Origin of the sequence: Thiothrix litoralis (assembly GCF_017901135.1) — a bacterium.
Classification (GTDB): Bacteria; Pseudomonadota; Gammaproteobacteria; order Thiotrichales; family Thiotrichaceae; genus Thiothrix; species Thiothrix litoralis.
Map to the genome: position 1 here is coordinate 3,577,861 of NZ_CP072801.1, position 18,035 is coordinate 3,595,895.

Genomic DNA, 18,035 nt, shown 5'->3' on the forward strand with positions numbered 1-18,035 from the left:
CGATTATGCAGAATAACCACCACCTTGCTTTTTTACACCGGCTGTCTGGTTTGGCGGCTTTCAGCGTGATGTTGCTGGGCAGTGTGGTGTTGTTTGGCTGGGCTAATGGCCTGACAGCCTTGTATCAGGTGTCAGCAGGCTTGCCGATCATGACGCCGGGGGCGGCGGTTTCTTTCCTGTTTACCGGGGCGGCGCTGTTTTTGTTGCAGCCGGAACATTCGTCGCGCTTGCGCCGCTGGAGTGGGCAAGGCTTGGCACTGGGCGGAATTGTGCTAGGTGTGGTGATGCTGCTGAGTTATTGGCATCTGGTTGACGGTTTGTGGTTGCTGGATTTGGCCTCTTTCAGGGATTCGCCGCAAACGGGCGTGGCATTTATCCTGACCTGTATCGGTTTGTTTTTCCTTGGCCTTGAGCGCCCAATCCTGATCAGTGTGGCGCAATGGGCGGCGTTTATCAGTTTGATGTTGCTGGTAACGGTGTTTTTCGGTTTCGCCCATCAGGAAGACATGTTTGAAGTCCTGACGGGGGCGGAGGGGATGGCATTGCCTACCGCCACGGCGTTTGCCTTGGTGGGTTGGGGGATTCTGTTGGCGAAGGTCGAGCAAGGCTTTTTCCGTATCATGGCGAGTGATGCCTCCGGTGGTTTGGTGGTGCAGCGGGTCATGTTCCTGATGGCATTGCTGCCGCCGTTGTTGGGTTGGCTGCCCATGTTGTTGGTGTCGGGTTTGACGCATACGCAAGTCGAGTCACTGCTGGCGTCGGTGATGGTGTTGGCTATCATCCTGATTATTATCCGGCTGGCTTACCAGTTGGATACAGAAGAGCGTTTGCGTGAACAGGTGCAGCAAGAGGCTAACCAGCACCAGAGCGAGCTTGCCCACATGGTGAATCTGAATACGATGGGGGAAATGGCATCGGGGATTGCCCATGAGATCAATCAGCCGTTAGCAGCGGTGGCGAATTACGCCAATGCCTGTTTACGCATGATCCAGTCAGGGGAAGAGTCGCAACGCTTGCAGGAACCGCTGCGTTCCATTCAGCAGCAAGCCTTGCGTGCTTCGGAAATCATCCGGCGTATGCGGACTTTGGTGCGCAAGCAAGCGCCGCACAAGGTGAAGGCGTGTCTGGAACAGGTCATCTACGAAGCTTTGCATCTCACCAAAACCGGCGGCAAGAAGCTGAATGTGCCGCTGTTGCTGGAGCTGGATGATGCTGTGCCGGATGTTTCTATTGATGTGATCCAAATCCAGCAAGTGATCATGAACATTGTGCGTAATGCCATTGAAGCGATGCAGGAAATTATCAGCCAGCGCCGTCAGGTATTGGTGCGCAGTTTTGTGAATAAAGAAGGCTTTGTGCAGGTGGATATTTCCGACACGGGGCCGGGGATGGCGGCGGAATTCAAGCAGCAGGTTTTCGATGCGTTTGTCACCACCAAGGGCAATAACGGCATGGGGATTGGCTTGTCATTGTGCCGCTCGATTATCGAGGCACACGGTGGACGCTTGTGGGTAGAGTCAGAACCGGGGCAGGGTGCAACGTTCTCGTTTACCCTGCCCGTGAACTAAATCAGGCTTTGACGAAAGGCAGTTTCTTCAAAACCATTGCCGCTGGGCAAAAGCCGGTGAAAGCGGATTGAATCAGGTTGATGCCGATGAAGGCCAAAAACAGCACGGAGAAAGTGCCGTAGCCGAGAGAGCCGATCAATAGTGCTACCAAGATCATGGCGCCTGCGAAAACTTGTACTGCGTTACTCAAAGTCATAGTGAACTCCTTGTTGGGGTCAGGTGTTTAAATGTACATATATCTTTTGAAGCCGTAGTATATTAGTATTTATTAATAATCACAATTGACCCATCTCAATGCAGTGTAACCATTTGTCAGGAATGATGCGCCTTTAATGTATCTCAGGCATAAATCATTATGATGGATTTCAAACAGTTGCTGCTAACGGGCATGGGTGGTGTGGTGCTTGGTGTGGCTGCCATGATGTTGTGGTATGGGCAACAGTACCCGGCACGTCCGTTGTTTGTGGAAATCGTCAATATGCGCGAGGAAACCCTTCCTCTGCTGAAAATAGAACACGGTAACGATCTCAGTCAGGAAAAAATCCTTCTCACCCAGTTGCAGGTGGGCGAAACCCGCTGGGTCACCCTCAACCATGAACCGGGCAGGGGCTACAGCGTGGAAGTGCAATTACCCGATGGCAAAAAAACCGAGGCTTGCGTGGGTAAATTATCAAGTAACTGGGTTAACCGGGTGATCATCACCAATAATGGCATTTTCAGTAAAGATTGACTTATTAAAATACGTTTTAATGTTGGAGCTTTGTAAGTATGTACGCAGTTAAATTTTTCGCATTGGCAATCACGATCAGTGCGGTAGTCAGTTTGGGGGCTTGTTCCAAGGCTGAGAGTCTCGGCACAAATCAGGCGGCTTCCGCTACGCAACAGGGGTCAGTGACCAATGTTTCCAACGCCGAGTTGCAAACGTTGTTGGATGAAAAAGTAACGCTGGTGGATATTCGTTTGCCGCAAGAATGGCAGGAAACGGGTGTCGTGGCAGGCAGCCACCCGATTACTTTGTTTGGGCGGGATGGTGCGGTGGCCCCGGATTTCCTCGCCAAACTTCAAAAAGTCGCGCCGCTGGATAAGCCGGTAGTGCTGATTTGCCGTACTGGCAACCGTACTCGCGCCGGGTCGGAGATGTTGACGCAAGTGGGTTACAAGCAAGTTTATAACGTCACGAAGGGTATTATGGGCTGGATTCAGGAAGGCAAGGCGGTGGTGCGCCAATAAGGGGTACTTCGTCTTTAAGCCAGCCTGAGTACTTCCACGCGTTGCGTATCCGTAACGATCAGCCACGCGCTCAAGTTGTTGAGCGCGGCAATGCTGGGTAATTGCAAATAGCCTTGCACTTGCTGAATGCCTTCCTGTTTTTTCGCTTCCCAGCCTTTGTCGCCATCGCCTTTTTTGTTGTATTTCAGTTCAATCAAATGCTGGAAATTGACCTGATAAGGGTTACGCTCCAGCAATAAAATATCGGGGTATTTTTTATCCATTTCGCGTTCGCTCAGGATAAAATACGCCGGAGATTGGTACAATAACGCCAGCAGAATCGTCTTGATGTGTTCTTCATCCAGATACAGTGAATCGCGGTTGGACAGCAATTGCAGCACCCGTTCCAGTTCCGCCACCAGCGGCTGGATGTCGCTATACAAGCCCAGTTTTTCCACCGCCAGCAGCAATGTCCGGTCGGAAATGGTGATGTGGTTGCGCCGCTCGATCTCGACCTTGAAGTATTGGAAATACAGCTCGCGGATGACGTGATTGGGAATCGCAAACACCTGCCCCGCCAGCGATTCGCGCACCAGCGTGATAAACCCCATGTACGCAATCAGGCTGATGAAATCATTGCGGTCAAAGCCTTTGTCAAACTCAAACTTGCGCCGCTGTGTGGCTTGTACTTCACCGGCATTGAGCAATTCATCCAGCACCGTGAAATTGTCATCACGGTTGCCGATGGCGAACAGTTTCATGATCTTACCGTAATCCGAAGCGATGTTCTCATCCAGCATCGGCTTGGGGTATTCACAGCGTTTGCGGTCAAAGTTTTTGACGAAATATAGCAGCATATTGGCGTTATAAACGCTTTGCTCTGCCTTGAGATTGAAGCGATAGCCGTTGTACCAAGCACGGGCATCACCCAGCAGTTTTTCCAGCGATACAGGGCAGGTATCCGCCAGCGGTTGCAATAAGGTGATAACGTCTGCTTCGGTAAACCCCACCGCTTCATTAAAATCTTCATGCAGTGACAAATTCACACCAATATTGAAGCCACTGGTCATGCTATCGAGCATTACCGGGGTGACTCCGGTGACAAATAGTCGGTCAAGCGTGCCGCGCTGGGTCGCGGTTTTCAGCACTTCGTAAAAACTGCGTACAAACCCGCCTTTGCCCATGATTTTCTGGAACAGTTGCAGATCATCAGCCAGGACGCTGTTGGCAAAGTGGTCGTATTCGTCGATCAGCAACAGGAATTTCTGGTGAGCGTTGTCAAGGATGCGCAGGAAGGATTCCAAGCGGCTTTGCGGGGTGATTTCAGTTTGTATCTGTTGTTGTGCGGCTAATGGGTAGTCATAACGCTCCAGAAAGCTCAGCAAGGCATTGGCAACTTTGCGGTTAAAGGCAGCATAAATCCCATCGTACCCGCTATCGGTGTCGATACCGCTAAAATCCATGAACAGAACGGGGTAGCTGTTGTGCAGCGGGGTAGGGTGTCGCCCGATATGAAGCGTGCCAAACAGGGTGTCAAATGCATCGCGGTAAGCAATGTCGTAATAATATTCCAGCATTGACAGAAACAGGCTTTTACCAAAACGGCGCGGGCGCATGAGGAACAGGTACTTGCCGCTTTCTTCCAGCGTGGGGATATAACAGGTTTTATCGACGTAAACATAGCCACCCGTGATGACCGTCTTGAAATTACTTTCGCCGTAGGGAATTTTGAGGTTCATTGCGCGATGCCGACTGTTCCGAAGGTTTCAGTTTAGCATACGTGTCCGCCGTTCCCAGATTTGCCCGCTCAAGTATGCGAAGCCGTAAGGCTATCCTGTTGCTAAGAAGCTAAAAGCCATTTATGGTTGCTTGCTGAAGTGTCGGTAGTCATTGTGATTAAAGGTGGAGCATGGAATTTTTACAAGCCAATCTGGATTATCTGGTGCTGGGTACGCTCGGCCTGATGAGCTTCGTCATGCTGGCGCTGGTGATTGAGCGTTACCTGTACCTCAATAAAGTCAGTTTGCAGCAGTTCGACCACATTGAAACCCTGAAGATCGACCTGACGCGCAACCTCACCACCCTTTCCAGCATCGGCTCGAATGCGCCTTACGTGGGTTTGCTGGGAACAGTGCTGGGGATTCTGGTGACGTTTTACACGATGGGGCAGGGCGGTAAGATCGAAGTCAATGCCATCATGCTGGGCTTGGCGCTGGCGTTGAAAGCGACAGCGGCGGGGCTGCTGGTAGCGATTCCGGCAATCATGTTCTACAACGGCTTGCTGCGCAAAGTGGACGTGCTGACCGCCCGCTGGCAAGCGCTGCGGGATGGGAAAAACGCATGAAACGTTTCGACCAGATCAACATGATCCCCTTCATCGACGTTATGCTGGTGCTGCTCGCCATCGTGCTGACCACCGCTTCTTTCATCTCGCAAGGAATGATCCCGGTGGATTTGCCCAAAGCCGAGCACAGCGAACAAGCCAAGGGCGACGAAAAGGTGCTGGAAATCGCCATCAATGCGCAAAATCAGCTCTTTTTCGAGGGAACGCCGATCACAGCGGAAGCACTAGCCAGCAAGCTCGATGCCCACCCTAATACCACTCCGGTGCTATTGCGGGTCGACAAAGTGGCGGCTTTTGAGCATTTCATCGACGTGGTGGATGTGTTGAAGGCCAAGCAATTTGCGGAAGTCTCCATCCAGACCGAGCACCCTCAGTGAAAGGTCATCTGACCGGGTTCGGCCTTTCCGCCTTGCTGCACGCGGCGCTGCTGCTGGCAGCACTGCCGGTGTTGCTGTGGCAGGATAAGCTAGGGTTGCCGGAAGAGCAGCCGATTAAACTATCGCTTGCCCAATTTCAGCCAGCGCCACCCGAACCAGCACCCCCTGAGCCGATAGCAACACCGCCGGTTGTGCCACCAAAGCCGCCACCACCCAAGCCTGTCGATAAGCCGAAGCCCGAGCCGGTAGTCAAACCCAAGCCTGTCAGCAAGCCTGTGCCGGTGAAAAAGCCTGAAGCAAAACCCAAACCCAAGCCAGAAAAGCAGCGGGAACGGCCGAAACCTAGGTCAGAGCCTCAGCCCAAAGCCGCCCCTGCACCAGCCCCGCGAGTAGCTGCCCCGGTTGCAGTACCTGTGGCCGCACCCGCGCCACGGGCAACCCCGCGTGTAGCCGCCGCCGCGCCGAAGCCAGCCGCTGCCCCTGCGCCAACAGCAAATAATGCCGCCGCAGAAGCCGCTTACCGTCAGAAATTGCAAAGCCTGATTGCTGCCCGCAAGCAATACCCGCGCATGGCAGAAAAAGCCGAAGTGCAAGGCACTGTCACGGTGTCTTTCACGGTATTGCCAAATGGCACGATCAGCGGGGCAAGAGTCAGCCAGAGTTCCGGCAATGATTGGCTGGATAAAGCAGCGGTGCAGGCGGTCAAGGCCACGTCTGGCGCCTTGCCGTTTCCCCCGCAAATCCACAAGGCTCGCTGGGATTTTGCGCTGAAAGTGAATTTCAAGCTGGATTGGTAAAATGCAGGCAAAAAAATACGGGCCGAAGCCCGTACCGGATCGCGCAACCTGAGGAGAGGTAGGTAAGTCTCAGGCAGCTTCACAAAGTGGATGACGCACGGTCTGTTTCACGGCGGCGGCGCGTTGCGCCCGTACCGGAATGATGTCCAGACCGATTTCATCATGATGTTGTAACAACCAGCGGCGGGCTTCGGGCGAAATGTGCTTGCCCACCACAAAGCCGGTAGCGCCATAATTGCGGCTCACCAAGGCTTGCAGCAACAGGCAACGCTTTTCACCGAGACCTTCCACACACGGCAGCAGCGACAGCTTTACCTGACGCGCAGAAGTGCATTTGACCTGATTACGCAGCTCACGCACTTGGTTGTGGAAGTCAGGGGCGGCTTCGTTAATGCCGATTTGTACCAGCAAACCGCCGCCGGTTTCAGTGTCGCTCAGCCATTCGCAAGCGCGGCGCAGGTCATCAGTATCCAGCGTAGGCGCAGCTTGCACGGCGATAATGCTGTTCCAGTCTTGCACGTTTTGGCGCAAGGCGGGGACGCTGAAGCGCAGGCTGTTGAAGGCTGGGTGGAGAATTTTCTGTAACGGCGTAACCGTGCCGCTGGCATACCAAGTATCCGCCGTGCGCTTGGCATCAAAGGCTTGCGCCAGGGTGGCAAGCTCGGCAGGCAGGCGGTAGAAACTGTCCACCGCGACTTCAGCAATGGCGCGGCGTTCCTGACCGTCCACCAGTACGATGCGCCCGCTGAGCTGGGCTTCACGTTTTTCTGCCGGGGTCAGGGCTAGTGCCAGTGGCAGCGGCCAGAGTGTGCCATTTGCCAGTCGGTTGTGGCGCAATACGCTGCTGTGGTCGTCCTGATTCAGGTAGCCTGGCATGGGCGAAAATGCACCGTTCAGCAGCAATTCCAGCGTGCTGATTTCGTTGTGGTCGACAATTTTGTGCAGGATGCTCATGAGGTTTACCTCCAGTAATCTTTCAATGGAGACGATTATGGGGGAATGCATTCATTATGAAAAACGCTATAATTCGATATGATTATCTTAAAAAGCGATAAAGCATGAAGCTGTTCCAATTACGTCTGCTTAAAACCTTGTTGAACAATGGCATGAATGTGTCGCGGGCGGCAGATCAGCATTACATTGTGCAATCCGCTGTCAGCCGCCAGTTGGGGCTGCTGGAAGAAGAATTGGGGATGCAGCTTTTCGAGCGCAAGGGTAAGCGGCTGGTGGAACCAACCCCAGTGTGCAAAGCCATCGTGCAGGAACTCGACCGTATCGAGCAGTCGCTGGAAAACATCCGTGCGGTCGCTGACGATTTCCGCCTGCAAACCCGTGGTGAAATCCGCATCGCCACCACCCACACCCAAGCCAAGTATTTCCTGCCCGAAGTCATGCTGGAATTCCGCCAGCGTTACCCCGATGTCGCTATTCATTTCCTGCAAGGCACGCCGGTGGAACTGGTGCGGATGCTGCACGACGGCAAGGCCGATATTGCGGTTTGCACCGAGGAGCTGGGCAACGATGCCGCGCTGGATAGCCGCAAATGTTACGACTGGAACCACGGGCTGGTGTTGCCGGATGGTCATCCCTTAAGTGAGGGCAAGCTGAGTTTGCAGCGGATTGCGAAATACCCGGTGCTGACCTACATTTTCGGGTTTACCGGGCGCTCCAAAATTCATGATACTTTCCGCAATGCTGGGCTGCATTTGGATGTCACGTTTGCCGCAACGGATACGGATGTGATTGTCAGTTATGTGCGGCTGGGGTTCGGCGCAGGCATTATTGCCAAGATGGCGTATTCGCATATCCACGACGACGATCTGGTGTTGCGCGATTTGTCGCACCTGTTCCCGGTTTCCACCACCCGCGTGGCGTGGCTGAAAAACAAGTACCTCAAGCAATACATCACGGAAATGGTGGACTTGCTGGTGGAGCAGGGGGAGAGCGAGGAGTGGTATGCGTAATACCCAAGGTTAAGCCAAACGGTTGTAACAGTTTGTTGGCGGTGTTGACGGAGGGGTTGGCATTACCCGCTTCAATGGCATGGATGGTTCGCGGCGCAACCCCGGTCAAGCGCGAATATTCCGGCACGGTCAGACGCAATCCGGTGCGTAACAGGCGGATGGCTTGTGCCAGTGGCATATCCGGCTGCTGTTTGACGGTATCCAGCAGGGCAATGCGTTGCTGAAGCTGCTCGATCGGGGAAAGGGGCGTGTAGCGTTTGTCCATTAGTGGCACTGCTCCAGTTGTTGAGCGGCATCACGGCAGGCGGGGGCAAAGCGTTCTACCGTTTGGGGTGGAATGGCCAAATGACGCATGAAATCAGGTAAGGCCAGCAGTAGCGGCGCGAATGCTGTGACAGCTTGCTGTAACGGAACCAGCGGCAATTGGGTGGCTTCAGCCGCTTGGCGTATGGCGGAATACCAGTCGGGGGAGCCGTGGTCAGCGGTTTCCCAGCGCATCGCACGGGCAATGCCATCCGGGTGTAGCACCATCGGTGCGAAATCAAACAGTGGGGTAAGACCCACCCAGCCATTTTCCCGGCGCTGAATAGCGGTGTTGCGCCCGTGATTGTCCTTGTTACCCAGCACAACATTGGCGATGTCGCGCTTCAGGTATTCGACGATTTCTGCCATTGGATTGGTTGCAGCACTGGCCAATGTGGCGCAGGCGGTATTGTGGGTCAGGCGTGCGCCAAAACCGCTGCATTGGCACAGTGCGTACAGGCTTTCCTGTGCATGGCGCTGTAATCCTGTCGGCGTTCGTTCGCGGTCAAAGCGCGGGATGAACAGGGCGCGTTCCTGTAGCTGAAGCTTGCCATGTACCCGCAAACCCAGAAAACGGGCGAGTTCCATCCACACTGCTTCCAGCGTCAGGATCTCATTCAGATACGGATCTTGCCCGCGTGCAAACTTGACCAGCCAATGCTGTTTGGCTGCGTTATCAGGCAAGGTATGGTCGAGGAAAAATTGCCCGGAATGGTTTTCAGTCAGTAACAGTTTTGGCCATTCACCCTGCACCCCGGAAGAGCCTGCCACAAATAGGCCGTGTGTTGCCAAATGTTCGGCAAAGCCTTCGCCGCGTTGGGCAATATCTGTGGGGGCAAAGCCTTGCGGGGTGAGATTGTGGTTGCGTACCTGAAGCCAGTCATGAGCTTCGCGTACCCGACAATTACCAATGGGGTTGCCAGCACCAGCAGTGAGCAATACCCAGTCTGCGCGGGTTTCGGCACGTTCGGGCAGTCCCAGTTGTCGTAGCAATTCCTGCCGCCCATAGCCTTGGGGCAACAAGTCCATGATGAAACCCGGCCAGTGGGGGGTGTGCAAGGGTGTCAGGTTTACCGGGAATGTCCATGACAGGGCGTTGGCGTCGCGGCATTCGGGGTACTGGATAGCATGATTGATGGTATAACCGAGATAGGCAGCACCTTGTGAACCTTGGTTGGTAGATTCCAGCAATGCCATACTGCCGACACTGTGCCATGTGCCGTTGAGGAAAAGCTCAAAGGTGCAATCTGTTTTCATTTCTGCATTATAACGCGGAAATAGGCGGGTTACATGGCCTATTTCCGCGTTATAATGCATGAATGCCTTGTAGGTAAAACTGCGTTATGATGCGCGGTATCGTCTCTTGAAAGGTTTCTGCATGAAATACGCATTACCCGCCAGCCTGCTTGCCCTGACCCTCGGCATGACCGGCTGCGACTCCTCCCCTCAACATCCCGAAGATCTGCCTTGGCAAGTCACCTTGTCGCCGGATGGCAACCCGCAAGTGTTCCATTTGGATGTGGGAACGGCGACGCTTAAAGATGTGATCGAGCGTTTCCACAGTTTCCCGGAAATGGCAGTATTTGCGCACGAAAGCGGTAAGCGCACGTTGGAAGCCTATTTTGGTACGCAGCGGGTGGGTTTGTTTGAGGCGAAGATTATTGCGGAAATGCAGGCCGATAGTCCGATGCTGGACAAGTTTCAACAGGAAAACACCAAGCGTGAGGGCATGGCAAGTGGACAATGGAAGTACACCTTGTCCGAAGGTAACATCAAGGTTACGGATAGTTTGCGGATGGATAAGCTGATTTACATGCCGGTGATTGATTATGACCCCGATATTGTCATGGCGCGTTTTGGCGTACCGGATGAACGTTTGCCTTCCACGCAAGAATCGGTTGAATATTGGTTCTACCCAGCAAAAGGCTTGGCTATTCTCATGAATAGTGATGGCAAAGAAGTATTTTATTACGCTACCAAGCAACATTTTGCAGCACTCAAACAGGGCTTATTGGCAGCCAAATCGCCGAAGGATCAATATGACAAGTAATGCCCGCACCCTGCCGTGGTGGAAACAAAAGACCCTCGCCGAGATGAACGAAGCGGAATGGGAAAGCATTTGCGATAACTGCGCCAAGTGCTGCTTGATCAAGCTGGAAGACGAGGAAGACAGCACCGTGTATTACACCGACGTTGCCTGCGATTTGCTGAATGGCACGACCTGCCAGTGCAAGGATTACGCGAACCGTGAAACGCTGGTTCCCGATTGCCTGCACCTGACGCCGGATAATCTGGATGAGTTGTACTGGATGCCGCCGAGTTGCGCCTACCGCCTGCTGCACGAAGGCAAAAACCTGCCGTCGTGGCACCATCTGGTATCGGGTGACAGACAAAGTATTCACCGCATGAAACAATCGGTGATCGGGCGTTTCACTTACGCCGCCGAGGTTAATGAAGAAGATTGGGAGGAACGGGTCGTCACATGGCCGCTGAAGAAGAAAATGTAAGCCAACGCCTGGATAAGTGGTTGTGGGCAGCGCGGTTTTTCAAGACCCGCCCACTCGCCGTTGAAGCGATTGACGGTGGGCATGTGCGGGTCAATGATGAGCGGGTAAAACCGGCACGCGCGATACGCCCCGGCGACAAGCTGCGCATCAAGAAAGGTTTTGAAACCTGGGTGGTGACAGTATTGGGTGTGAATGAACGCCGTCGCCCGGCTGTCGAAGCCCGTTTGCTGTACGCAGAGTCGGAACATCACCGTGAAGAGCGCGAAGCCGTGATTGAAGAGCGCCGTTTACATGGCGTCAATATTGCGGTGAAAAAGCCTGACAAGCGCGAACGCCGCATGATCGACAAATTCAAGCAAAGCTGGTGACCGTTAGCCACCGCCTTGCTTCGATTAGCCCGCTGGCTACAGACGGTCTGCGGCGCGGAAGTCATGATGACAAGCGGCGCAACTTTCTTTCACTTGCGTGTAGGCTGGTTTGATCTGCTCTAGCTGGCCACTTTTAGCGACCTCCGCCAGTTGGGCGGCGGCAACAATGAATTTTTCCTGCGCTTGTTTGAATGCCTCCGGCTTTTGCCAGACCGTTGGCAGGGCGCGGCTAGGTGCGTAATCGCTGCCGGGGGTGAAGTAAACCCACGGTTGCGTGCTCAGGTCTTTGAGCTTTTCGGCGTTTTTCAGGAATTCTTTGGGGGAGTAAGGCTCTCTGTCGCGTACCATCAGCCCCATTGCTTCAAAGGTGCGCAAATTTTCTTTGAAAATAGCTTCGCGTTTAGTGACGGGTTGCCCCGGATGGGTGTCTTCCTTTTCGCCACAGGCACTGAGCAACGTCAGGCAGAAAATGGCCAGCAGTGAGGTTTTGAAGACGTCATATTTAGAAGAAACCATAATACCCTTCGCAAGTTTGGTCAGAAATTCAGATTAAAGTGCAGGTATTCTGTGCGCTTCCAGCAAAATTAGCAAATGCTTATGAATGGGTATAAACTGGCGGAAACACTAAGAGGTACACCACCATGAACGCACGCATTATTGTATTTACCACGTTTGCCCTATTCGCGGGCAACGCTTCTGCTGATTTTTTCGATGGCTTTGATATGGGCAATTTTTTCGGTAATAACCGTCAAGGACAGTCCCATCAGGCTAGTGCTAACGGGCAAACCTATGGCAATGGAGCCAGCAAGGGTCAGGGTCATTCACGCGGGCGCGGCGAAGCCGATATTAATATGGACTTCGACCTGAATTTCCGCGCCAAAGGCTTCACCCTGTTGGATGCCAATAGCCGGGCGCAAAGCCGTGGCGATGCTGCCCAGTACCAAAACGGTCAGTTCAATGCTTATGGGACAGGTTATAACAATGCCAGTAGTCTGCTGAATACCTCACCTTATAGCTACGCTTACCCGTACAGCGCCTACCCGTATTATGCGCCTTACACGCAGCAGTCTTACCCACAGATCTATTATCCACAGCAGTACTATCCACAAGCCTACTACCTGCCGCCTGTCCGATAGGTTATAGTCTGAAGCAATATAAAAAGGCTACTGAAAGGAATATCTCATGCCCCTATTGCGCCCGCTTGCTTGGCTGTTGGGTCTACTACTGCTGATTGTGGCGTTGATTGCTGTGTTTGCATTGACCTTCGACGCCAACCGCTACAAACCTGAAATTACCGCCTTGGTCAAGGAGCAGACCGGGCGTGATCTTGCCATCAATGGGGAGATTAACCTGTCGTTTTACCCCGACATCGCCTTGCAACTGGGTGAAGTGACGCTGGGTAATGCCAAAGGTTTCGCCGACGAAAATTTCGCTGAAGCCAACGATGCGCGGGTAACGGTACAATTCCTGCCATTATTGGAACAGCAACTCAAAGTCAACCAAGTGCACCTGCATGGTTTGAAACTTAACCTGCACCGTGCCAAAAATGGTAAGACCAACTGGCAAGACTTGTTACCGGAAGGTTCCCCCCAAGCGACGGCGGGCGCGGGTGAGGCCATGACCAGTTTATTGGGTGGCTTGGTGGTGACTGGGGTGAGTGTTACCGATTCAGCCGTCAACTGGCGCGATGAGCAACTAGACAAAACCCTGACACTTGCCCCGCTTAATCTGAAAACGGGCATGTTCGTCCCCGGCGAACCCGTCGACATTAGTCTTAATACCCACCTCAAGCAAAATCAGCCAGCGCTGGATGTAGACCTGCAATTGACGACTACTGCGCAACTGGATGAGAACAAAAACGACTTCTCCCTCGCCAAACTGACCATGCAAGCACAATTACCCGACAAGTTGGCCGCGAATATTGTCGGCAACCTGCAAGGCAAACTGGACAGCGAGCAAGCCAGCATCCCCGATTTACAGGCAGACATTAGCCTTCCCGGTCAAGGCAAGCTCAAACTGAGCGGCAAACTGGAGGTGAATCTGGCAAAACAATTGCTAACGCTGGGCGCTATGCAGCTTCAAGCCGACTTGCAAGGTGGCGAATTGCCGGTCACAAGCCTTGCAGCCACGGCTGGCGGCGACTTGAGCCTGCACATGAAGAAGCAACAACTGGAGATTGCCGGGCTAAAGCTGGGCACGGATGTGAAAGCGGAGCAAGTTCCCGGCGGGCAATTGCAGCAACAGTCCAGCGGCAAGCTCAGCCTGAATCTGGAAAGTGGCAAAGGCTTGCTGGACTTGTCGAAAGTGCAGCTCAAGACTGCTGATCAGCAACTGGCTGGCAGCCTGCAAGTCCGCGACCCGCTGTTACCCGCACGGGTGATTGATGGCAAATTCAAGGCTGATCAGCTCAGTTACCCGCCTTTTGCCTTGCAACAGGCCAAGCTCGGCGTGTACATGGAAAACGGTCAAATCAAGCTAACCCCTAGTGGCACGCTGTTCAAGGGCGCGTATCAGGGAACCTTCGACATTAATACCTTGCTGACCCCGGTGGTGATCCACAGTGAGCACAAGGTGCAAAAGTTACGCACTGAAGACTTGCTGTTTGCCCTTACCGCTGACCGCTTGGTGACGGGGGCGCTGGATATGAACGCGCAACTGGATTCCGTGGCGGGGGATGCCAAGGTCTTCAAGCAAAACCTCAATGGCACGATTGATCTGGAATTGAACGATGGTACCGTCCGCGACGCCAATTTTGCCCAAAAAACCAAGGAAGTCGTCAAGCTGTTCGAGAAAGAAAGCGTCAACGAGATGGGCGAAAAGGAAGTGGCCTTCACCAAGCTGGCAGGGCAGTGGCAAGTGCAACAGGGCGTATTCCATACCGAGGAAGACGTTATGACCGCGCCGCATTTTCAAATCAAGGGACTCGGTGATGTCAATATCGTTGACGAATCACTCGATTTCAAACTGCGTGTCGGTGAGAAACCCAAAGCAGGCAAGCCGCAGGGGTTGTTTGCCCCGCTGCATATTTTCGGCGCGTGGAACAAACCCAGTTACGAGTTGGAACTGGATGTGTTGCTCAAGGAAATGGCCGATCAGGAAATTGCGAAACAAAAAGCCCAGCTCAAGGGCAAGTTTGATGCCGAGAAACAAAAGCAGATCGACGCGCTCCAACAAAAGCGTGATGAAATCGCTGCTCGCCTGAAAAATGAAGTGCAGGGCGAAAAGAATAAGTTGGAAGATGCGTTGAAGGATAAACTGAAAAGTTTGTTCTAATGCCAGTGGTGGATTCTTACAAGGGCGACAGCCAGTCGCCCCTACAGCGAAGGTTTTGTAGGGGCGCATGGCATACGCCCTCTTCAGGGCTATTCCGCCTAGATCACGCTAACAAATACTTTCGCATCCATGACCTTGGGAACCAAACGCCCGCTTTTGCCGGGTAACATCAGCACTACTGCCCGGTTATGTGCTTGCCCGTAACTGACATGCAGTGGCTTGTCATTGCCGTAGAAATACAGGCGGTCAAACGGGGTGTTCTGGACGATCCATTGCGCCACTTCGAGCATGTTCTCATCGGGGATGATGAAGTCACAAGCGGCACCTTTGCGTTCACAGATGAGATTGCCACGGGTATTGCGCTCAAAGGATGCGTGCTGGTCGCGTTTCGGGTCTATCCTGCCGGGAATGTGTTTGGCGAGTTCAGGGGAACAAAAGCCGTAGGTCAATTCAATCCCGCCGAAATAATCCATCACTGGGTCAATGACTTGCAGGGCTAAGGCTGCCAATGCATTGTAGGTTTCCGGGTGCTTGGGTAGGTTGGGCAGGCTGGTTTGGGCTTGGGTTTCACCGCATTCGATGAAGTGGCGGAACGTGTGGTATTGACCACAAGGCGTGTCGAGATCAGGCAAGGTGCTGGATGCTGTGAGGGTAAATTCCGCTACTTCCAAGCGCAGGCGTTGCAGGGTGGCCTCAAACTGTTCTGGTGGCATTCCATAGCCCTCGACGTTGAATTCAGCGTGCGTAGACAAGGTTTGGTCGAATGCTAGCTGTTCTGCGTAATGTGGGTAATCTGGCGTGATGAACCGGGATTTCAAGTACAGGTAAGGCGGCGTGTAGGCTTCGCCGTATTTGTAATACTCGAAACGCTGGTTGATCAGACTGATTTTAATGCGCTCTAGCATTCGCGGTAACGGTGAATCCTCAAAGTCATCGTATTTCATTAGCGATAATTTGCCGGATTCGGCGTGGATTTTCAGTAAGTCAGCCGAGGTGACATCACCAAAAACTTGGGTGGCACAGCCAATGTAAACGCGCAAGATCGGCGGTAATGTAACTACCTGAGAGGTATGGAAGGTTAACGAGCCTTCTGCGTCCAGATGACCGTAGCCTTGGATGGCGGCTTGTTGGCACATTTCGCGGATCATGGCAACGTTGCCCGCTGAAAATAACAGGCGTTCACCTTCGGTTTGTGCAATGGGGTAACTGGTGAAAAAGGCTTTCACGTCACGCTTGAGGCTTTCCGGCAAATGGCGGTAGACGCGCTGCTGGTCGAAACGGCGCATGGCGAAGTACACAGTGAGGTCGTCGCGGCGGCTCTCGAACGCGAATTTCAAGGTTTCCGTGCCGTGGAAACGTTGCAGGAAGTTCAAGCCGCGTTGCCATGTGCCGAAGAGGTCTTTGACGGCGGCAACTTGCGGAAATTCATCTTCTTGGGGTGGGCGACCCAGTTCAAGCCAACTTAACCATAGTGCGTCCAGCAAGTCGGCGTGTTGTTGGTAGAACGCCTGTTCTTTTTCTGTTTTAGTCGGGCGTGTTGCCTTAGGCGCTTTGGGCTGCTTGGGAATTTGGTTAATGAGGCGATTGGCAGTACTGCGATTGCGGTAGCGGCGTTCCAAAAAGGCTTGTTCGGCATCTTTGTTTTTGAACACGAAGAATACGCCGGGGCCGACGGCAACGGGTTCTTCATCCAACACGCGGCGCAGGTATTCGCGGAATTCTTCTTGGGAATAATAGCGTTGGAAAGTATTGCGACTGGTGAGCACGCCATCACGAAATAAGCGCCCGCGTTCGGGTGATTGTTCGCCTAACATGACGGCGGCGCAGAGGAATTGGGTGCAGAGTCGGTATGCGCCCAAGACGGCTTCGAGGCGTTCGTCTTTGTCTTCGATGACGTTGATCACGAAGCCGAGGTTGACTATATCGGCGCTGTGTTTGGGGTTTTCGGGGCAGAAGTGCGGGTCCCAGCCGTTGGCGGTGAGATTGTTTTGGCGGAGGATTTCTACATCGCTGCCTTTGCCGCAGCCGTAGTCGAAAATGGTGTGTTTGCCTTCCAGAAAGTCATGCTTTGCCAGCAATTGCATGGGTTTTGAAAGGGCATAGCGGGTTAGGGCGGTGCGGTGGCGTTCGACGGTGTTGGAAGTCTTTTCTATGATTTCTGGCGGCGTTATTTCACTTCCGTCTAGCCGGACTAGCTGGTGATCAACGACTTTGTAGCCTGCGTTGCGGAGGCGTTCTTCCCATTGTTTTTTATAGCCGATTTTGCGGGAATCTTTGAAAAGTCCCGCATCTTCGAGCTGTTTGGTAAGCGCGGCGAATTTGGGGATGTCGGGGTGGTCGGGGGGGAGGAGGAGTTCTTTGCGGTGGAGAATGGGGGGGTTGTTACTAATTTTATAATCAGTCTTGCGCGGACAGATGAGGCCATTACCTGCTCGTATTGATGAAAAAAGTCTTGGAAATGCTTGTTCACTTAGTTCCTCATACTCCAAGAATGAAATACCTTCATCATGGCTATTAATACGAAGAACGTTGATTTTTAATTTAATACTTTCGCTTAAATCATGAAAATGTCGTTCAAATATTTTTTTATGATGTGTGTTCAATGTATCTATAGCTGTGACAGCAATATAAATATCATTCCCTAGAATTTTTCCTGTCATAAAAACATCATTCAATATCTTGAGTTAATTCACTGAAAAGAATATCTCTAGCATGTTTACCCCAATCTATTCTCGCTTCCTCTGCTTTGTTTTTTCTTGCCCCTTCTGGTTGCTCACTTTCATATTTAGCCCATGATGCCACCATTAAATCAATGACTTTTCGTGCCATTAAATTGCTGCTATGGTCTTTGTTCTCCATCGAGAAAAATAATAATTCATTTAAGTCAAAAAATAATGGGTGGTTTTCGTTAAGCGAAACTTCAATGGTTCTTCCTTTAGAAAAAATATCAAAGAAAGCAGGACTTGTCGATTTTTTGCTAGTAAAAATAAACTCATCATTTTTTCCTATATACTTGGCTTTAATCGCATTGCAACTATTTTCTCTAGTTTCAATAGGGATGTTTTTGATTATATCTATATTTTTTTCTATTTCAGACTCATCAACTGATCTTAACTGATAGAAAAATGAAGATTTGTTGTAGGTTACATAGCGTCGACCTTCACTGAACAATACACTATTCACAAGCTTTTTAGGCGCATTAATATTTTTCTTTTCTAACTGCGAAATAATCTGACGAGCAGTGTGGTTCTGCCCATCAGAAAGCACATCTAAAGCGGCTTCCAATATAATTTTCCTTACGTGCCACTCTTCTTTCAAGTACATC

General features: G+C 52.3%; 21 protein-coding genes. 13 read left to right on the forward strand and 8 right to left on the reverse strand.

Annotation, left to right across the window (positions count from 1 at the left end; genetic code table 11):
• The first annotated feature begins 5 nt into the window (after positions 1-5).
• A complete protein-coding gene (locus J9253_RS17330; RefSeq protein WP_210222125.1) occupies positions 6-1,568 on the forward strand; it encodes a sensor histidine kinase in 1,563 nt (520 codons plus the stop codon).
• 1 nt (position 1,569) lies between these two features.
• Here J9253_RS17330 and J9253_RS17335 read toward each other — a convergent pair whose 3' ends face one another.
• The gene (locus J9253_RS17335) at positions 1,570-1,764 is read right to left on the reverse strand and encodes a YgaP family membrane protein (RefSeq protein ID WP_210222126.1); all 195 of its coding nucleotides are present in this window, start codon (positions 1,762-1,764) and stop codon (positions 1,570-1,572) included.
• A 159-nt stretch (positions 1,765-1,923) separates the two neighbouring features.
• Here J9253_RS17335 and J9253_RS17340 point away from each other — a divergent pair, with 159 nt between their 5' ends.
• Positions 1,924-2,298, forward strand: coding sequence for a hypothetical protein (locus J9253_RS17340; RefSeq protein ID WP_210222127.1), 375 nt, complete (start codon positions 1,924-1,926; stop codon positions 2,296-2,298).
• A gap of 38 nt (positions 2,299-2,336) precedes the next feature.
• Entirely contained in the window at positions 2,337-2,798 is a 462-nt protein-coding gene (locus J9253_RS17345) for a rhodanese-like domain-containing protein (RefSeq protein WP_210222128.1), read from the forward strand.
• 14 nt (positions 2,799-2,812) lie between these two features.
• On the opposite strand, the gene J9253_RS17350 is transcribed toward J9253_RS17345, so the two are convergent.
• On the reverse strand, positions 2,813-4,516 hold the full coding sequence (locus J9253_RS17350) for an AAA family ATPase (protein WP_210222129.1): 1,704 nt from the start codon (positions 4,514-4,516) through the stop codon (positions 2,813-2,815).
• Between the two features lie 170 nt (positions 4,517-4,686).
• Between J9253_RS17350 and exbB the strand changes: the two genes are divergently transcribed.
• Genes exbB through J9253_RS17365 form a run of 3 tightly spaced genes read left to right on the forward strand, consistent with a single transcriptional unit; the run spans position 4,687 to position 6,295 of the window.
• Positions 4,687-5,121, forward strand: a complete 435-nt coding sequence (gene exbB / locus J9253_RS17355) for a TonB-system energizer ExbB (protein ID WP_028490059.1) — start codon at positions 4,687-4,689, stop codon at positions 5,119-5,121.
• Positions 5,118-5,498 carry a TonB system transport protein ExbD gene (gene exbD, locus J9253_RS17360; RefSeq protein ID WP_210222130.1) on the forward strand — a complete coding sequence of 127 codons (381 nt, stop codon included), beginning with the start codon at positions 5,118-5,120 and terminating at the stop codon, positions 5,496-5,498. The genes exbB and exbD overlap by 4 nt, the downstream gene beginning before the upstream one ends.
• Entirely contained in the window at positions 5,495-6,295 is an 801-nt protein-coding gene (locus tag J9253_RS17365) for an energy transducer TonB (protein WP_210222131.1), read from the forward strand. The genes exbD and J9253_RS17365 overlap by 4 nt, the downstream gene beginning before the upstream one ends.
• Positions 6,296-6,364: 69 nt before the next feature.
• Here J9253_RS17365 and J9253_RS17370 read toward each other — a convergent pair whose 3' ends face one another.
• Positions 6,365-7,249: a bifunctional sulfate adenylyltransferase/adenylylsulfate kinase gene (locus J9253_RS17370; RefSeq protein ID WP_028490062.1), complete on the reverse strand. Its 885-nt coding sequence runs from the start codon at positions 7,247-7,249 to the stop codon at positions 6,365-6,367.
• A 104-nt stretch (positions 7,250-7,353) separates the two neighbouring features.
• Here J9253_RS17370 and J9253_RS17375 point away from each other — a divergent pair, with 104 nt between their 5' ends.
• Positions 7,354-8,259, forward strand: a complete 906-nt coding sequence (locus tag J9253_RS17375) for a LysR substrate-binding domain-containing protein (RefSeq protein ID WP_210222132.1) — start codon at positions 7,354-7,356, stop codon at positions 8,257-8,259.
• Here the strand turns inward: J9253_RS17375 and J9253_RS17380 are convergent.
• Positions 8,201-8,524, reverse strand: a complete 324-nt coding sequence (locus tag J9253_RS17380) for a helix-turn-helix transcriptional regulator (protein WP_051543502.1) — start codon at positions 8,522-8,524, stop codon at positions 8,201-8,203. The genes J9253_RS17375 and J9253_RS17380 overlap by 59 nt on opposite strands.
• The gene (locus J9253_RS17385; protein WP_210222133.1) at positions 8,524-9,819 is read right to left on the reverse strand and encodes a type II toxin-antitoxin system HipA family toxin; all 1,296 of its coding nucleotides are present in this window, start codon (positions 9,817-9,819) and stop codon (positions 8,524-8,526) included. The genes J9253_RS17380 and J9253_RS17385 overlap by 1 nt, the downstream gene beginning before the upstream one ends.
• A 121-nt stretch (positions 9,820-9,940) precedes the next feature.
• On the opposite strand from J9253_RS17385, the gene J9253_RS17390 reads away from it, so the two are divergent.
• The 3 genes from J9253_RS17390 to J9253_RS17400 are packed head-to-tail and all read left to right on the forward strand — an operon-like array spanning position 9,941 to position 11,437.
• Positions 9,941-10,612, forward strand: a complete 672-nt coding sequence (locus J9253_RS17390) for a hypothetical protein (protein WP_156946905.1) — start codon at positions 9,941-9,943, stop codon at positions 10,610-10,612.
• Positions 10,602-11,069 (forward strand): YcgN family cysteine cluster protein, encoded by a 468-nt coding sequence (locus J9253_RS17395; RefSeq protein WP_210222134.1) that lies wholly within the window; start codon positions 10,602-10,604, stop codon positions 11,067-11,069. Before J9253_RS17390 ends, J9253_RS17395 begins: the two co-directional genes overlap by 11 nt.
• On the forward strand, positions 11,045-11,437 hold the full coding sequence (locus J9253_RS17400; protein ID WP_210222135.1) for an RNA-binding S4 domain-containing protein: 393 nt from the start codon (positions 11,045-11,047) through the stop codon (positions 11,435-11,437). Before J9253_RS17395 ends, J9253_RS17400 begins: the two co-directional genes overlap by 25 nt.
• 36 nt (positions 11,438-11,473) lie before the next feature.
• On the opposite strand, the gene J9253_RS17405 is transcribed toward J9253_RS17400, so the two are convergent.
• The gene (locus J9253_RS17405) at positions 11,474-11,953 is read right to left on the reverse strand and encodes a c-type cytochrome (protein WP_210222136.1); all 480 of its coding nucleotides are present in this window, start codon (positions 11,951-11,953) and stop codon (positions 11,474-11,476) included.
• A 125-nt stretch (positions 11,954-12,078) separates the two neighbouring features.
• On the opposite strand from J9253_RS17405, the gene J9253_RS17410 reads away from it, so the two are divergent.
• On the forward strand, positions 12,079-12,573 hold the full coding sequence (locus tag J9253_RS17410) for a hypothetical protein (RefSeq protein WP_210222137.1): 495 nt from the start codon (positions 12,079-12,081) through the stop codon (positions 12,571-12,573).
• A 46-nt stretch (positions 12,574-12,619) separates the two neighbouring features.
• Complete coding sequence (locus tag J9253_RS17415) at positions 12,620-14,710, forward strand: AsmA family protein (RefSeq protein ID WP_210222138.1); 2,091 nt, start codon at positions 12,620-12,622, stop codon at positions 14,708-14,710.
• Between the two features lie 98 nt (positions 14,711-14,808).
• On the opposite strand, the gene J9253_RS17420 is transcribed toward J9253_RS17415, so the two are convergent.
• A complete protein-coding gene (locus J9253_RS17420; RefSeq protein ID WP_228291593.1) occupies positions 14,809-16,971 on the reverse strand; it encodes a DNA phosphorothioation-associated putative methyltransferase in 2,163 nt (720 codons plus the stop codon).
• On the opposite strand from J9253_RS17420, the gene J9253_RS21025 reads away from it, so the two are divergent.
• Positions 16,909-17,151 carry a hypothetical protein gene (locus J9253_RS21025; protein ID WP_228291604.1) on the forward strand — a complete coding sequence of 81 codons (243 nt, stop codon included), beginning with the start codon at positions 16,909-16,911 and terminating at the stop codon, positions 17,149-17,151. The genes J9253_RS17420 and J9253_RS21025 overlap by 63 nt on opposite strands.
• A gap of 226 nt (positions 17,152-17,377) precedes the next feature.
• Here the strand turns inward: J9253_RS21025 and J9253_RS17425 are convergent, their stop codons facing one another.
• Positions 17,378-18,034: a hypothetical protein gene (locus J9253_RS17425; RefSeq protein ID WP_210222140.1), complete on the reverse strand. Its 657-nt coding sequence runs from the start codon at positions 18,032-18,034 to the stop codon at positions 17,378-17,380.
• Position 18,035: the final 1 nt, after the last annotated feature.

Bases quoted from the DNA above. Each gene is read 5' to 3' on its own strand.
- J9253_RS17405 (WP_210222136.1), bottom strand. From the start codon at position 11,953: ATGGTTTCTTCTAAATATGACGTCTTCAAAACCTCACTGCTGGCCATT.
- exbD (WP_210222130.1), top strand. From the start codon at position 5,118: ATGAAACGTTTCGACCAGATCAACATGATCCCCTTCATCGACGTTATG.
- J9253_RS17410 (WP_210222137.1), top strand. From the start codon at position 12,079: ATGAACGCACGCATTATTGTATTTACCACGTTTGCCCTATTCGCGGGC.
- J9253_RS17400 (WP_210222135.1), top strand. From the start codon at position 11,045: ATGGCCGCTGAAGAAGAAAATGTAAGCCAACGCCTGGATAAGTGGTTG.
- J9253_RS17380 (WP_051543502.1), bottom strand. From the start codon at position 8,524: ATGGACAAACGCTACACGCCCCTTTCCCCGATCGAGCAGCTTCAGCAA.
- J9253_RS17385 (WP_210222133.1), bottom strand. From the start codon at position 9,819: ATGAAAACAGATTGCACCTTTGAGCTTTTCCTCAACGGCACATGGCAC.
- J9253_RS17390 (WP_156946905.1), top strand. From the start codon at position 9,941: ATGAAATACGCATTACCCGCCAGCCTGCTTGCCCTGACCCTCGGCATG.
- J9253_RS17330 (WP_210222125.1), top strand. From the start codon at position 6: ATGCAGAATAACCACCACCTTGCTTTTTTACACCGGCTGTCTGGTTTG.
- J9253_RS17425 (WP_210222140.1), bottom strand. From the start codon at position 18,034: ATGTACTTGAAAGAAGAGTGGCACGTAAGGAAAATTATATTGGAAGCC.
- J9253_RS17350 (WP_210222129.1), bottom strand. From the start codon at position 4,516: ATGAACCTCAAAATTCCCTACGGCGAAAGTAATTTCAAGACGGTCATC.
- J9253_RS17395 (WP_210222134.1), top strand. From the start codon at position 10,602: ATGACAAGTAATGCCCGCACCCTGCCGTGGTGGAAACAAAAGACCCTC.
- J9253_RS17375 (WP_210222132.1), top strand. From the start codon at position 7,354: ATGAAGCTGTTCCAATTACGTCTGCTTAAAACCTTGTTGAACAATGGC.
- J9253_RS17335 (WP_210222126.1), bottom strand. From the start codon at position 1,764: ATGACTTTGAGTAACGCAGTACAAGTTTTCGCAGGCGCCATGATCTTG.
- J9253_RS17345 (WP_210222128.1), top strand. From the start codon at position 2,337: ATGTACGCAGTTAAATTTTTCGCATTGGCAATCACGATCAGTGCGGTA.
- J9253_RS17340 (WP_210222127.1), top strand. From the start codon at position 1,924: ATGATGGATTTCAAACAGTTGCTGCTAACGGGCATGGGTGGTGTGGTG.
- J9253_RS17370 (WP_028490062.1), bottom strand. From the start codon at position 7,249: ATGAGCATCCTGCACAAAATTGTCGACCACAACGAAATCAGCACGCTG.
- J9253_RS17415 (WP_210222138.1), top strand. From the start codon at position 12,620: ATGCCCCTATTGCGCCCGCTTGCTTGGCTGTTGGGTCTACTACTGCTG.
- exbB (WP_028490059.1), top strand. From the start codon at position 4,687: ATGGAATTTTTACAAGCCAATCTGGATTATCTGGTGCTGGGTACGCTC.